Raw genomic sequence first — 13,126 nt, forward strand, 5'->3', positions numbered from 1 at the left:
GTCAGTCCGCTACCGGATCGACTACCGACACCGGCGCACTGCGCTCTTCGATTGCAAGACCGGCCTGCAGGCACAGGTCCTCCCTGAAATGCGCGGCAACGATCTGAACGCCTACCGGAACTCCATTCACCAGATCAGTCGTGACCGTGAGACCCGGCAAGCCCATCGCGGGTAGCGCTCGCATCGTGAGTTGCGACTCCCACACGCGCTCGAACCCTTCGATCCCCTCGCGATCCAGATCGTCAGGAAACGGCAGCTCCGCCGATACGGGCAGGATCAGAACCGGATAGCGATCGAAGAACGTCCGCCACTGCCGCATCAAGGTGGTACGTTTGACGAGCGAATCCTTGATGACATCGACCGGCAGGTCGACTACCTTCAGCCGCGCCGCCGCGACCACCGCGGCCGCGCCCGGGTCGCCATCGCTCTCGACCGAATTTGCCAGCGCATCGAATCCATCTCCAAGCCACAGCCGCTCCTGAACCTGCGCCGCGTCGCGAATCGGCGGCGTGTCATCGATTTCATCGACCGTCCAACCGGCATCGACGAGCTTGCGCGCGGCTTCGCGCAGCGCCGTTTCGACTTCCGGAGCGATCCGCAAACCGCCGGGACGCAGGCACAACGCCGCGCGCTTCGGCGCGTCGGCGCCGACCAGCGGCATCGGCACATACCAGGGGTCGCGAACGTCCGGTGCCGACAGCGCCAGCAGACCCAGTTGCAGGTCCGCGATCGTTCGACCCATCGGGCCCGCCGCCGACATCAGTTGAGGACCGATCGGGCGTTCCGGCCACGTCGCGTTATACGCTGGCACGCGTCCCAGGCTCGGGCGAATTCCATGAACACCGCAGGCATACGCGGGATAGCGGATCGAACCGCCGATATCGGTGCCGATCGCGAGTTGTCCAATGCCCGCCGCAACGGCGGCAGCGCCGCCGCCCGACGACCCACCCGGTGTGCGCGAGCGGTCTCGAGGATTGAAGGTTTTGCCGTGCACCTGGTTCGATGTGAACCAGCGCAACGCAAAGGTCGGCGAGTTACTGCGGCCCAGCAACACTGCGCCCGCCTTTTCCAGGTTGTCGACGAGCGGGCTGTTCACTTGCGCGACGAGGTTCTCGTGACTGCGCGCTCCGTTCGTCGTCGCAAAGCCGCGCTGGTCGATGTTGATCTTCACCGTCACCGGAACGCCGGCGAGCGGCCCCAGCTTGTCGCCACGAGCGCGCGCGCGGTCCACCGCCTCGGCCTGCTGAATCACCGCTTCTGGCCGGTACGCAACGATCGCATTCAGCACCGGATTCACCGATTCGAGACGCTCCAATGCGGATTGCGCGGCCTCTTTTGCCGATACGTCACCGTTCCTGATCCGCGTCGCAAGTTCGCTTGCACTCAGGCGCCAAAGTTCTTTCATGGATTCTCCCGGGAGTCGTCGTTGGTCTTCGCCAATCCGAACGATGGTTATGCCGCTTTGTCGGATTGATCGGTCATGCACGCAGGCATCATTTAGCGCGCACTTTGTATCCGCATGTTGTCTGGTACTTCGTTATTTGTAACGGGACATTATGAGTTTCTCCAGGTCGACAAATACGCATTGGTGATTGACGCGCAATTGCATGTGCGCAGGCTCGCAGCCATATCCAAAGGTATAACGCTGTGTTGACATCCGTATAGGGTTCGGCACCGAATGTCTGATAGAGAAGAGACGGACAGCAGACTATGCTTTCGAGCGGGCAAGACCCACATTCAAGACTCCTCCTCAATCCCTCGTCAACAGGTGATTCCATGACGTTACGCCACAAGGCACTCACGGGTGCTCTAGCCGTTTTGCTGTCATCGGCCGCACTCGTACAAGCCGCGACGCCCCCCGCCGACAACGCCGCTCCGACCAAAGAGCAGCTTCGCGCGGAGATGCGCGCCGATCGCGCCGCCAATCACGCACTGGCGAAGAAGGTCCGCGAGGCTCTGTTCAGCTCCAAACAACTGAACGACACGGACATCGCCGTATTCGCGAATACGCGCACGGGCAAGGTCACGCTGGCGGGCACCATTCTCGACGAATCGCAGGACCAGCTCGCTCAGGATGTCGCGTCGAAAGTGCCGGGCGTGCAGTCGGTGTCGAGCAAGCTGACGCTCTACGCAGCGCCCTGATCCTGCCGGTTTCATCGTGGGAGATCGCGCCGGCTATGCCGGCGCATTTCTATGGGCTCACCGAGCGGGAACGGCGGACTCGACGGCGCGCCCATGACTCCATGCGAAGCCGAACGATCACGAGCGAGCTGCCGCAAAGGCGTTCAGGTCAACGCGCGTATCGCGTGAAAACGTAGTCGCGATCCTTGACGAGCGCGGCATGGCACGCAAAGCACGTCTGATGCTGCGCGGCATCCGCGGGCACACCGTTGATGAAACGTCCAAAGCCCCAACCGCCCGTCGATGCATAGCGGCGCGAGTCTTTCACCATGACCTGCAGCGTGGTCGGTTCGCCCGGCACGGTCGCCGGCGCAAAGTCGTCCGACTGCTTCTTTCTGTACGCCAGCTTGACCAGAACGGTTCCGTCCGGAAACGGCTGCGTGGCGCTCTCGATTGCCTTGATCGCAAGCGGATTGCCCAGCACCACGCGCAGTTCGTCTAGCGGCGCGGCTTCCTCCGCCGGAGCGACCATCTGCCATTGCCGGTAGCCCTTGGGAATCGTCACGCCGTAGATGGGCGACTCGGCGCTCGTTGCATCCGCGGCAGCGGCGCCCTGATTCGCCGCTGCCGCAAGCACGAGCACCGCTGCGGCAAGCGGCGCCCCGAAGCGAGCGAGCATCATTTCGCGCACTCTTCCGTTAAAGACGCTGGACTCGCAGCAGCGCGTCCGCGAACGCCTTGGGCGCCTCTTGCGGCAGATTGTGGCCAATGCCGCCGCTGATGTCGCGGTGCTGGTACTTGCCGGTGAACTTCGCGGCGTACGCGGCCGGCTGCGGATGCGGCGCGCCGTTGGCGTCGCCTTCGAGTGTGATGGTCGGCACCGCGATCGCCGGCGATTGCGCAAGCTTTTTCTCGATGTCGTCGTACTTGGCCTCGCCATGCGCGAGCCCCAGACGCCAGCGATAGTTGTCGATCACCACCGCCACATGATCGGGGTTGTCGAACGAGGCCGCCGTGCGTTCGTAGGTTGCGTCATCGAAGCGCCACTGCGGCGACGCGAGACGCCAGATCAGCTTGTTGAAATCGTGACTGTTCTGCGCATAGCCCGCCTGGCCGCGCGCCGTGGAGAAATAGAACTGATACCACCAGGCCAGCTCGGCCTGCGGCGGCAATGGCTTCTCGTTGGCCGCCTGGCTGCCGATCAGATAACCGCTGACGGAGACGAGCGCCTTGCAGCGCTCGGGCCACAGCGCGGCGACGATGTTGGCGGTGCGCGCGCCCCAATCGAATCCGCCGATCACCGCCTGCCTGACGTTCAGCGCGTCCATGAACGCGACGATATCGACGGCGACAACGGCTTGCTGGCCATTGCGCGGGGTGTCCGCCGATAGAAATTGCGTCGGACCATAGCCGCGCAAATACGGCACGAGCACCCGATGTCCGGCCGCCACGAGTATCGGCGTGACCTCGGCGAAGCTGTAGATATCGTAGGGCCAGCCGTGCAGCAGGATGACGACCGGACCTTCTTTCGGGCCCACATCGGCGTAGCCGATGCTTAAGCCATTTGCGTGAACCCGGCGAATCTCACCGAAGGAGGCGGCGTTCGTGCTCGCGGACACCGGCTGCGCGCGAGCCAATCCGGCAACTCCCGATCCCGCTATCGCAACGCCTGCAAGGCCGGTTCGCAGGATTTGCCGGCGACGTTCGTCAATCAGTTTTGCCACGCTCCATCTCCTCTCGAGTAGTTTAAAGTCGACTCGATCAAGCTTATGGGCACACGTGACATGGCACCATCCGATCAACGGATCGGACTATACGGCGATCGGTTTAGCGCCCTATACGCAGGTATATCCGCACGCGGAGCTACGGCCTCGGTATTGCGCCGAAGTACCGGGCTACTTTCAGTTTTCACCTAGCGCAAGCTGGAGTGCCGCGAGAAGTGCGGTATCGCTAAAGGGCTTGAACAGACAATCAGACGCGCCCTGCATGAGCAGACGCTCGCGAATGGCTTCGTCCTTGTGGGCAGTGATGAAGACGACGGGAATCTTCTTGCCGAGACTTTTCAACTCGCAGAAAAGCCCGAGCCCGCCTTTCCCCGCCATGTTGACGTCGAGGACCAGACAGTCGGTCTGATCGACCACCTCGGATGCGAGGAAAGCTTCCGCGGACGGGAACTCGCTGACCGCATAACCGAACATTCTCACCAGATCTGGAAGCGATTCCCGCACCGCTTCGTCATCATCGACCACCGTTACCAGCATGATTACCCGCAATCAAGTCCCGTTGGATCCGCTACTCGGCTCGAAGCATGCATGAAGCCGGGCGGCCGATCCACGATACCTTGGTATCAATCGATTGAAAAACTCTTGGGCGAGCCGACACGCGAGCTGAACTGCCCGCCCACCTGGGCGGCCATGATCACGAGTTCCGGCAGCGAGTTCGCCGCCATTTTCTCCATCAGGCGGCCACGGTGACCCTTGACCGTGATCTCGCTGATACCGAGTTCGGCCGCCACCTGCTTGTTGAGCAACCCGGCAACCACCAACGCCATCACTTCCCGCTCGCGGCGAGTCAGCGCGGCATAGCGGGCCCGCAGCGAGGCATGTTCGCTCTCCGCTTGGATCGCGTGACGGCTATGTTCAATGCCGTCGCGAACGGCCTCGAGCAAGGCTTCACCGTTGAACGGCTTGGTGAAGAATTCGATCGCGCCGGCTTTCATGGCCCGCACGGTAACGGGCACATCGGGGTAGCCGGTGATGAAAATAATCGGCATGTCGGCGCGGTCGGCCACGATTTGCCGCTGCAGATCCAGACCATGCAGATCCGGCAGAGAAACGTCGAGCAGCAGGCAGCTTGGTCCGCAAACACGCGGGTGCGCGAGAAATTGCCGGGCTGATCCGAATACCTGCGGCTGCCATCCCGCGCTGCGAATCAGCAATTCCAGAGATTCGCGCACGGAGACGTCGTCATCCACGACGAACACGACAGGGACCGCCTGCGGGGTGCTCGTGGACACGCGGCCCTGGGTTTCACCAGGTCTCTTCATCGCATACCTCGCTAATATCGGTCGCCGATTCGTATAAAGGCTCCGAATGAATCCTGGTCCGAACACCGGACAATGCCGGATTCCCCGATGCGCTTCCATCATACAGAGGTATGTATATGCCCGTTATCCGCCTTTACCCGCCGTAAATGGGTAGACAGAATGCGAAGCTCGCGCCGGGCCCGTCATCCGGCAAAGCCGCCCACAGACGCCCGTTCTGGCTTTCGATGATCGACCGGCTGATCGCGAGACCAATGCCCATGCCGTCATTCTTGGTCGTATAAAAGGCATCGAAAAGCCGTTCCGCGTGTTGCGGATCGAAGCCGACCCCCGAGTCAAGCACGGTCAAACGAACCATCCCGTCGGAGTCGGCCTCGGTCTTGACCGATATGCGCCGCGGCCGATCGTCGACGCTGCTCATCGCATCGGCGGCATTGCGCAGCAAATTCATGATCACCTGTTGGACCTGCACCCGATCACAGCCGACCAACGGCAGCCCGTCCGCGAACTCCGCGCGCACGATGACCCGGGCCCGGTCCAGATCGGTCTGCATCAGGGCAACGACCTCGCGCGCCGTATGGTTGAGATCGACCGCCTCCAGCGTCACGCTGCGCTTGCTGAAGAGCGCACGCAAGCGCGCAATGACATCGGCCGCGCGGTTGCCGTCGCGGATCGTGCGCCGCGCGGTCTCCTGCGCCCCTTCGATGTTGGCGGGCACTGCCGCCAGCATGCGAAGACAGGTGCTGGCGTTGGTCACGATTCCCGACAGCGGCTGGTTGACTTCGTGGGCGATCGAAGCCGTCAACGCGCCGAGGCTCGTGATCCTCGCGACATTCAAAAGCTCCGAGCGCGCCTTGTCGAGCGCCTCTTCCGAGCGGCGGCGCTGGCTGATATCGAGGGCCGTGCCGATGTATTCGCGACCACCCGGACGGTCAGTCGCGCGATGCCCCAGCAAATGCACATGCTTGACCGACTGATCCGGCATCAGCAGGCGATACTGGCTCTCGACATCGCTATCGCCGCGTTGCACCTGTTCGATCAATTGAAACGCGAGACCGACGTCATCCGGGTGATAACGCGCGACGATACGATCGAGCGTCACCGTAGTGCCCGGCTCGAACTCGAAGATGTGATAAAGCTGATCCGACCAGGCAATCTCGCCCGTATCGACGTGCCACGAGAAGTTGCCCATTCGCGCCAGCGCCTGACCTTCGGCGAGAAATGCTTCGCTGCGCCGCAGCTCCTCCTCCGCGCGCTTGCGATCGTCGATGTCGATGTTGACGCCGTACCATTTGACGACCTTGCCGTGCTGGTCCCGCAATGGGCTGGTGCGAAACAGAAACCATCGGTACTGGCCGTCGTAGCGCTGCATTCGCGCCTCCGCCGCGCCGGGCAACTGACTGGCCATCACGGAGCTCCACACCGACATCAGCCCAGCCCGGTCGTCCGGATGCACCGAGTCCATCCATCCGTAATCTCGCACCTGCGACAGCGTTCTGCCGAGATAATCGAGGTAGTGCTGGTTGTAAAACTCGCCGGTGCCGTTCAGGCGCGCTGACCAGATCAGCGCGGGCAGTGCGTTGATCGTCTCGTTGAGGTGGCGCTCGCTCGCGGCGAGCGTGATTTCCGCACGCTTGCTGTCCTCGATATCGATCGACAGGAAGAACCAGCGCAAAATGCTGCCGTCCCGGCCGAGCAACGGAAATCCGCGCACGTTGAACCAGCGGTAGGTTCCGTCGGCACGCCGGTAACGGCTCTCTACATTGTGCGCGGTGCCGTTCGAGAGCGATGCTTCCTGCGCGGCGATCACCGCCTCGAGGTCTTCCGGATGAATGAATCCGCCGCTCCGCCAGGCTTTGAGTTCCTCGAACGACTTTCCGAAGTATTCCAGCGTGAGCCGATTCTGAGCTTCGACTTCGCCTGTCGGCGACATCACCGTGACGGGCACGGGAATGCTCTCGACGATCAACTGCAGGTCGAGCTCCTTTCGCTTCAGTGCCTCCTCCGCTCGCCGCAAGTCCTCGACATCATTGCAGACTCCGCACCACCGAACGATGCGCCCTTCGCCATCACGCAGCGGACTGATCTGAAGCACGAACCGACGGTACTGGCCGTCGAAGCGCCGTAGACGCGCCGCTATTTCACCCGGCTCTCCGGACGCCAGAATGGCGGTTTGCCGGTCGAGCAGCATCGGCAAGTCGTCGACGCAAATCACGTCGCGCCACTGCAAGTCGGATGATGTGTCGAGCACCCGTCCTGTGTATTCGGACCACTTTCGGTTCACGAAGTCGACCCGACCGTCGGGCAGCGCGGTCCAGGCCATCGCGGACAGCGCATCGAGGACGATGCCGGAATCAATTGCCAGTCCCATCATTGTTTTGATTTTGCGAGCAGGCGCGAGATTCTCAAACGTTCGCCGAAACCTGCGTTCAGGTGCGTAGTTTGGTGCCGACCAGAAAGTGGCGCGATTATCCCATGCGACGAAAGTCATCGCAATGCAATGGGTGCGCGAAAGGCGGGCTGATTAAAGCCGCATTGAGGTCGAATTGAAGACGGTGAAGTTGGCTGATCGCCACGTTGCGGGCTTCGTTCGCACCCGCCTTTACTGCCCGGATGGACCTACGCCGAGCGCAACCGTTTTACGCACGAGATCGGCAACGGAGCGCACATTCATTTTGCGCATTGCCTGGCCCCGATGAATCTTGACCGTCACCTCCGCGATGCGCATTCTGGAAGCGATCTGCTTGTTCATCAGACCGGACGCGACGTTGACCAGCACCTCCCGCTCGCGAGGCGTCAGCGCGCCCCACCGTTCGCGAGCCTCGAACAGCGAGCTATCCGCTTCGAGGCGTCGTGCGTCGCGCTGCAATGCCGCGACCACCGCGTCGATCATGTCCTGATCGCGGAACGGCTTGGTGAGAAAGTCCAGGGCCCCTGCTTTCATCGCCTCGACCGTCATGGCGATATCGCCATATCCCGTCATGAAGACAACGGGCATCGGAGCGCGCTGCTGCGTCAATAGCGACTTCTGCAACGCCAGTCCGCTTTGGCCACGCAAGCGCACGTCCAGCACGAGGCACGCTGGTCCCGGGCCCTTGGGCGCCGCGAGGAACTCTTCAGCGGAGCGGAACGCGTCGACTTCCAGGTCGATCGAGCGCAGCAGACCCGTTAGCGCTTCGCGTACCGAATCGTCGTCGTCTACGACATAGACGATGCCCGCGGTTCTGTTGGCTGCGGTCGTAGCGGACCACGCGGTCTCAGTGTTTAGCATCAAGATAGTCTTCTACTACGATACGGTCTGCGAATGGGCCATCGCAGACACCCTCGATATCAGTTGGACTTCAATAGCTGACTCGACCGTTGCAGGGAATAGCCGCCGGATTGCCGGCCGCGATGCGGTCATCCCTGTCACGTCAAGCCTGAAGCTTACATGGGGCGTAATGAAGAGGCTCTAGTACTTTGGTATTGGAAATTCGCGTCGAGCGGCCTGGATCGGAATGTCCAGGGCTTACTGATTTCTGGATGGCGAGCTAATACCTTGGTATGGGTTAATCATTCTGGAACCTCTGAGCGCCGGCTGGCGGATTAATATGTCTGCCCTTGTCGATCAACAGAGTTCGAAGCATGCAACCATTCCATGCTCTTTTCGTTCTACTCGGCACGCTGCTCGCCGCCAGCGGTTATGGCGCGACGTTTCTGCTCTCGATGCATTTCCGGACCGCCGGCGGAACCGACCTGAACACCGGCATTGCGTTGGCGCAAGCGGTGATCGGCACGTTCGTGAGCTTTCCGCTAGCCGACTGGTTCGCGCCGCGCGTCGGCGCGGCGCGCTTGACCGCGATTGCGGCGCTATGCCTGGGCGCGGGCGTTGCGGCTTTCACGGTCATCGCGCCAGAGAATGCGATCGGTTTCGTCCCCGGGTTCCTTGTCGGTTTCGGCTGGGGTTCTTTTAGTCTCGCCGCTCCAATGGCGCTTGCCGAACGAACCACGAATGCCGATCGTGGCTCGTGGTTCATGCGGTTCGGCACGATACAAATGCTGGGCATCGGCGCATGGCCGGCGCTAGCCGCGTTCGCGATCCGCTCGCTGCACTGGAGCGTTGCAAGCGTGCTGCTAGTCGTCGCGGGGCTGTGCATGGCTGGATCGTTGATGCTGGAAGCATTCGCACGGCTGTCGCCGAATCCCGCAACGCACACGCAAAAGCCATGGGCACTGAATTCGGGCGCCATTCTCCGCACGCGCGCGGTTTATTCGATCGCGATGATTGGCTTGTGCGCCTGTGTTTTCTCCGGCTTATTGACGTTCCAGATGCCGCTCGTTCAGGGCACTGGCTCGCACGCCGGCACGTTCTTCAGCTTCTATACCGTGACGGTCGTTCTCGCGCGCTGGCTGCTCGGACGGCTCGTGATCAGTTCGCGGCGTGAAATCACGACGAAACTCGTGCTGATGTTGATGCTGCTTGGCATTGCAGCAATGTTCGCCGTTCCGTATCACACGCTCTTTCACCCGACCAGCGCCGTGCTGTTCGGAACTGGCTATGGCCTCGCCTATCCCGTGATCCAGGAACAAGCCGTCAACGATTCCAATGCCATCCATCGTCACGCCGCGCTGACATGGTTCATCGTCGCTTACTCGCTCGGTGCGTTCGGCTTTCCGGCCGTCGGCGGCTGGGTGCTCGTGCACGCCGGGAAGAACGCGTTGACCGCGCTGATCGCGATATGCGGCATGTCGGCACTCGTGCTATCCGTACTCCGCGACAGGCGACGCCTCGCTGCGCAATTCAGTTCGTGACCACGACGGAATGTTGAACGACAGGGTTAAAGGGATTCCCCATTTGCAATAACCAATGGGAGTTCACAGACATTAATGCAACGCTCAGCATCAGCGTAATAACTTGGATTGGATAAATAATGCTAAAGCGGTTGGTAAAAAACTTCGAGGCCAAGCCCCTCATGGCGCAGCCCTTGCCTCGGTGTTGATGACGAGCGCATGAAAGACGACCAGAAGCAGGCGGAGCAATATAATTTACTTTTTACATTGAAAGTATTTAGTCGGGTCTGAAAAATTCGAAGAGCCGTGTGCAACAAGGGTTTAAAGAGGAAAGTGGTTGATGCATTTGCAGGAACCTGGCATTTTATGGGTAATTTCCTGCAAATTCTGTCGAGGTCTGGATGGGTCCGAAGGCAGTGGTGAGCGAAGGCGATTTGTTCCGGCATCCTCTGCGCGAGCAGATCAACCTGAAGCATCCGCTGGTGCGTCTGACCGATCTGATCAACTGGGATGGATTGAATGCGTCGATGAGCGCGAGCTTCGTCTCACGCAAAGGTCGGCCGGCCACCTCACCGAGGTTGATTGCTGGTTTGTTGTATCTGCAGCATGCGTTCGATCTGTCGGACGAGGAAGTGGTCTGGCAATGGGTGGAAAACCCGTATTGGCAGGTCTTTACTGGCGAAACGTTTTTGCAGACGGAGCCGCCGATCGATCCGTCGAGCCTGACCCGCTGGCGCAAGCGCCTGGGTGAGGCCGGAGTTGAAGAACTGCTGGCCGAGACGATCGAAGCGGCGAAGCGCGCGGGCGTGATCAAGGCTTCAAGCGCAAAGCGCGTCATCGTTGACACGACGGTCATGCAAAAGGCGGTCGCCCATCCAACCGATTCGCGTCTGCTCGAACGGTGTCGCGAACATCTCGTGAAGGCTGCGGCACGGCACGGGTTGAAGCTGCGGCAGAACTACAACCGCGAGGCGCCGCACCTGGCGCGTCAGATTGGCCGCTACGCGCATGCGAAGCAGTACAAGCGCATGAAGAAGGCGCTGCGCACGTTGCGCTCGCGCGTTGGGCGGGTGATGCGTGATGTCGAGCGTCAGCTCGATTCAGTCGCCGACACTGGGCGCATCGCGCTGCAGGAATTGATCAGCCGCACGAGGCGGATCCTGTCTCAGAAGCAGAAGGATAAAAACAAGCTGTACGCACTGCATGCGCCAGAAGTTGAATGTTTGGCGAAAGGCAAAGCCCGCACGCCCTACGAATTCGGTGTGAAAGTGTCGATCACGACGACACACAAGGAAGGGCTTGTTGTTGGCGCCCGCTCGATGCCCGGTAACCCATACGACGGTTACACGCTGGCTGAAGCGTTGGAGCAGGCGGCGATCTTGAGCGATGTGAAGCCCGACGTCGCCATTGTGGATCGCGGTTACAAGGGTGTCGCTGTCGAGGGAGTGAAGATCTACCACCCGGGATTGCGACGCGGAATCACGAGGGGCCTGCGCGCGATGATCCAAAGGCGAAGCGCAATCGAGCCTGCCATTGGTCACATGAAGGCCGACGGCAAACTCGACCGGAACTGGCTCAAAGGCGCACTCGGCGATGCAATACACGCAGTGCTGTGCGGCGCTGGCCACAACCTGAGGATGATCCTCAGAAAGCTGAGGCTTTTTTACGCCCTTGTTCTGATCGCCTGGCTTAGCCGATCAATCATCGTCGCCTTCCAGGCTTGAGGGCAAGCGCCGACCAAAACGAATTATTCAGACCCGACTATTTACATAGCTCAATTCGCGGAGCATGATTCATTGAATCGCGTAACCGGTATGCGCGCTTTCGCAGCTAGTGCGTTTGCAAATAAAAACGAAATGTAAAATGAGACGGGTGATTATCGGCGATTATTGCGTATCGCCTTTTTAGCTGGAGCGATTTAATGCCTGCATTTGGTGCCGATTTTTGCGACACAAAAAAAAGGCGTCACGTTGCCGTGACGCCTTAAAAGTTCTAGCCATTCCGAGGGCCGTGCTAGAACCTGAGAGAAGGTATTTCGAAAGGCGCAAGCGCTTTGGACAGGCAATCGATCCTGGACTCCGGGATTTTCCGCTCGCGTGCATCATATGCAGCGGGCAAAGGCGACTTTCGAAATGAGGTTCCATTTTTTATGGTTATGCTGACTAAGTCAAGCAAAAAGATATAGTCGCTCATCGATCGGCAATTTCTTCCGATACAATGATTTTCCCAAAAATATATGAAACGGATGCTCCGGTTTGGAGAGGCCCCCGCACCGCGCGGGCGGTCGTCAACAGGTTAACGAACGAGCAGCCTGAAATACTGTTCCAAAAAAACGCATGAACCGATCCGCACCGAATCAAACCGTCACCGCTAAAGCCCCCGCCAGCAAAGACCGAGACGGCCCGGGCGATGAAGTCACCGCGCTCGCGCGCGGCTTGACCGTATTGCGCGCCGTCGCCGCCGCGCACGCACCGCTCAGCAATCGCGAACTCGCCGAGTTGACCGGCATCCCGAAGCCCACCGTGTCGCGCATCACCGCGACGCTCGTGGGCACCGGTTTTCTCGTGCGACTGCCCGACAGCGAGCGCTTCGTGCTGACCTCGTCGGTGCTCGAACTAAGCAACGGCTTTCTGCGCAACTTCGACATCCGCTCCCGAGCGCGGCCGTTCCTGATCGAACTCGCGGAACGCACCGCGTTGTCGGTGCATCTCGCGGTGCGCGACCGCTACGACATGGTCGTCATCGACGCGATCCGGCCGCGTTCGGCGGTGCTTGTATCGCGACTCGAAATCGGCTCACGCATGAGCCTGACGCGGACTGCCGTCGGCCGGGCGTACCTCGCCGCGCTCACGCAAGCGGACCGCGACCGTCTGCTCATCGGCCTGCAGACGGCCGAGGGCGATGATTGGGGCTATATCGGCAGCCGTCTCGTCAGTGCGATCCAGGACACGCTCGAACGCGGTTTCGCCATCGCCACCGGCGAGTGGTACAACGGATTGAACGCGATCGCGCTCGGCTTCGTCGGACCGTCGGGCGAGCGCTACGCGGTCAATTGCGGCGGCGCGGCCGACCAGTGTCCGCGCGAATGGCTAATCTCGGACGCCGCACCCGCGCTGCTCGAATGCATCGACAAGATCGTGCTGGAGATCGGCGGCACGCCGGGGCGCCGGCTCGACGAGTGACCCGGCGGCG

11 protein-coding genes are annotated in these 13,126 nt (G+C 60.9%); 4 read left to right on the forward strand and 7 right to left on the reverse strand.

Annotation, left to right across the window (positions count from 1 at the left end; all coding sequences use genetic code 11):
- Position 1 precedes the first annotated feature (1 nt).
- Positions 2-1,405, reverse strand: a complete 1,404-nt coding sequence (locus tag QFZ94_RS24200; protein WP_429460109.1) for an amidase family protein — start codon at positions 1,403-1,405, stop codon at positions 2-4.
- Between the two features lie 371 nt (positions 1,406-1,776).
- Here QFZ94_RS24200 and QFZ94_RS24205 point away from each other — a divergent pair, with 371 nt between their 5' ends.
- Positions 1,777-2,142 carry a BON domain-containing protein gene (locus tag QFZ94_RS24205; protein WP_368585589.1) on the forward strand — a complete coding sequence of 122 codons (366 nt, stop codon included), beginning with the start codon at positions 1,777-1,779 and terminating at the stop codon, positions 2,140-2,142.
- A gap of 148 nt (positions 2,143-2,290) precedes the next feature.
- Here QFZ94_RS24205 and QFZ94_RS24210 read toward each other — a convergent pair whose 3' ends face one another.
- From QFZ94_RS24210 to QFZ94_RS24235, 6 genes are all read right to left on the reverse strand, one after another.
- Positions 2,291-2,803, reverse strand: a complete 513-nt coding sequence (locus QFZ94_RS24210) for a cytochrome P460 family protein (RefSeq protein WP_429460111.1) — start codon at positions 2,801-2,803, stop codon at positions 2,291-2,293.
- Positions 2,804-2,819: 16 nt separating this feature from the next.
- Positions 2,820-3,845 carry an alpha/beta fold hydrolase gene (locus QFZ94_RS24215; protein ID WP_429460113.1) on the reverse strand — a complete coding sequence of 342 codons (1,026 nt, stop codon included), beginning with the start codon at positions 3,843-3,845 and terminating at the stop codon, positions 2,820-2,822.
- 177 nt (positions 3,846-4,022) lie between these two features.
- A complete protein-coding gene (locus QFZ94_RS24220) occupies positions 4,023-4,382 on the reverse strand; it encodes a response regulator transcription factor (protein ID WP_368585586.1) in 360 nt (119 codons plus the stop codon).
- 86 nt (positions 4,383-4,468) lie between these two features.
- A complete protein-coding gene (locus QFZ94_RS24225; protein WP_410848979.1) occupies positions 4,469-5,167 on the reverse strand; it encodes a response regulator transcription factor in 699 nt (232 codons plus the stop codon).
- Between the two features lie 133 nt (positions 5,168-5,300).
- A complete protein-coding gene (locus tag QFZ94_RS24230; RefSeq protein ID WP_429460116.1) occupies positions 5,301-7,535 on the reverse strand; it encodes a PAS domain-containing protein in 2,235 nt (744 codons plus the stop codon).
- 231 nt (positions 7,536-7,766) lie between these two features.
- Positions 7,767-8,435 carry a response regulator transcription factor gene (locus tag QFZ94_RS24235; protein WP_410848981.1) on the reverse strand — a complete coding sequence of 223 codons (669 nt, stop codon included), beginning with the start codon at positions 8,433-8,435 and terminating at the stop codon, positions 7,767-7,769.
- A gap of 353 nt (positions 8,436-8,788) precedes the next feature.
- Between QFZ94_RS24235 and QFZ94_RS24240 the strand changes: the two genes are divergently transcribed.
- From QFZ94_RS24240 to QFZ94_RS24250, 3 genes are all read left to right on the forward strand, one after another.
- Entirely contained in the window at positions 8,789-9,955 is a 1,167-nt protein-coding gene (locus tag QFZ94_RS24240; RefSeq protein WP_429460119.1) for an MFS transporter, read from the forward strand.
- Between the two features lie 380 nt (positions 9,956-10,335).
- Positions 10,336-11,658: an IS5 family transposase gene (locus tag QFZ94_RS24245; RefSeq protein ID WP_429460121.1), complete on the forward strand. Its 1,323-nt coding sequence runs from the start codon at positions 10,336-10,338 to the stop codon at positions 11,656-11,658.
- Between the two features lie 612 nt (positions 11,659-12,270).
- Positions 12,271-13,116 (forward strand): IclR family transcriptional regulator, encoded by an 846-nt coding sequence (locus QFZ94_RS24250; RefSeq protein WP_368585581.1) that lies wholly within the window; start codon positions 12,271-12,273, stop codon positions 13,114-13,116.
- Positions 13,117-13,126 lie beyond the last annotated feature (10 nt).

It is taken from the genome of Paraburkholderia sp. JPY465, from assembly GCF_050436725.1.
GTDB classification, from domain to species: Bacteria; Pseudomonadota; Gammaproteobacteria; order Burkholderiales; family Burkholderiaceae; genus Paraburkholderia; species Paraburkholderia youngii.

What these genes read in the sequence shown, in the direction of transcription:
- QFZ94_RS24200 (WP_429460109.1), bottom strand. Translation starts at nt 1,405, where the DNA reads ATGAAAGAACTTTGGCGCCTGAGTGCAAGCGAACTTGCGACGCGGATC.
- QFZ94_RS24205 (WP_368585589.1), top strand. Translation starts at nt 1,777, where the DNA reads ATGACGTTACGCCACAAGGCACTCACGGGTGCTCTAGCCGTTTTGCTG.
- QFZ94_RS24210 (WP_429460111.1), bottom strand. Translation starts at nt 2,803, where the DNA reads ATGATGCTCGCTCGCTTCGGGGCGCCGCTTGCCGCAGCGGTGCTCGTG.
- QFZ94_RS24220 (WP_368585586.1), bottom strand. Translation starts at nt 4,382, where the DNA reads ATGCTGGTAACGGTGGTCGATGATGACGAAGCGGTGCGGGAATCGCTT.
- QFZ94_RS24225 (WP_410848979.1), bottom strand. Translation starts at nt 5,167, where the DNA reads ATGAAGAGACCTGGTGAAACCCAGGGCCGCGTGTCCACGAGCACCCCG.
- QFZ94_RS24230 (WP_429460116.1), bottom strand. Translation starts at nt 7,535, where the DNA reads ATGGGACTGGCAATTGATTCCGGCATCGTCCTCGATGCGCTGTCCGCG.
- QFZ94_RS24235 (WP_410848981.1), bottom strand. Translation starts at nt 8,435, where the DNA reads ATGCTAAACACTGAGACCGCGTGGTCCGCTACGACCGCAGCCAACAGA.
- QFZ94_RS24240 (WP_429460119.1), top strand. Translation starts at nt 8,789, where the DNA reads ATGCAACCATTCCATGCTCTTTTCGTTCTACTCGGCACGCTGCTCGCC.
- QFZ94_RS24245 (WP_429460121.1), top strand. Translation starts at nt 10,336, where the DNA reads ATGGGTCCGAAGGCAGTGGTGAGCGAAGGCGATTTGTTCCGGCATCCT.
- QFZ94_RS24250 (WP_368585581.1), top strand. Translation starts at nt 12,271, where the DNA reads ATGAACCGATCCGCACCGAATCAAACCGTCACCGCTAAAGCCCCCGCC.